At 67.2% G+C, this 1014-nt stretch carries 1 protein-coding gene; it reads right to left on the bottom strand.

Annotation, left to right across the window (positions count from 1 at the left end; all coding sequences use genetic code 11):
• Window positions 1–131 precede the first annotated feature (131 nt).
• The coding region (locus ABWI07_RS44470; RefSeq protein ID WP_353822252.1) for a transcriptional regulator at window positions 132–1014 on the bottom strand (883 nt) is incomplete at its 5' end.

Here is a 1014-nt window from a genome sequence, read left to right as displayed (position 1 = left end):
AGAGGCTTCGACAAGCCGCTGTGATTCTGTGCCGCTGGTACGGCCGGTGTGCTGGCCCCCTCCCGAGGTAACGGGTGGGAGTCTGATCAGTGGATATCGATCGTCAGGGCGCAGGTCGGTGCAGCGTCGGGTTAGTCAAGTGCATCAGCCCGTTCGGCGAGCTCCAGCAGATCACGCGATGCGTTCGCGCCGGCGACCAGCACCAGCTCGCGGATGGCTGCCCGAGCAGCCTGGTGCGTCTGGATAGTTTCCGGCGCGACGGCCTCAGCGCGCAGCAGGCAGTCGAGGGCTTCGCCTCCGTGCCGCCTCTGCGCGTGAGCTCGCCCCAGGTCCATCAGCAACCGTCCCTGCCGTTCGGGCGACAGACCCTCAGCGTCGATGGCGAGGCCGATATCGAGGGCCTCACCTGCGTCGCCGAGGTCAACAGCAGTGCTGACGGCCTGGATCTCTACGTTGACCGGCCCGAACTCCAGGTTGAAGTCGTTCCGGTTCTCGCCAAGCTGCGCCGCGATAGCGCGGGCCTTGGCGATCTCCTCCTTGGCTTCGGCCCGAGCGCTGGCTCGCGCGTGAACGAGCGCGAGGGCCAGATGGAGCGAACCGAGGACGGACAGAGCCTGCGGCGACCTGCCCCCCTGCTCTTCCAAGGCGTCGATAGCGGTCCGAGCCGCGTGTTCGGCCTGGCCGAGGCTGCGCAACCGTACAAACGCCTGCGTCATCCGGAAAACGCCAGCGCAGACGTGCAGCGGGTCGCCGGACCGTTCGGCGGCGAAGATCGCACGATCGGCGGCAACCCATGCAGCGTCTGCTTCATCCTGCCGAACGAACGCCGCCGAAAGGGCCTGGTACGTCCGGGAGAGCAGCAGGAACAGCTCCGATCGAGTCTCGTCCGGCGCCATGCGGGCGGTCCGTTCAAGCTCAGGGAGCAGCTCTACAGCCAGGACGCTGACCTGCGCCATTCGTGCCGCGTGTGTCAGCTCCCAGAGGTCGTCAACGTCTTTGCGCAGCGCCTCGACG

The sequence above is a fragment of the Actinomadura sp. NPDC000600 genome (assembly GCF_040492135.1).
GTDB lineage: Bacteria > Actinomycetota > Actinomycetes > Streptosporangiales > Streptosporangiaceae > Spirillospora.
This window is presented reverse-complemented; position numbering and strand designations above follow the sequence as displayed.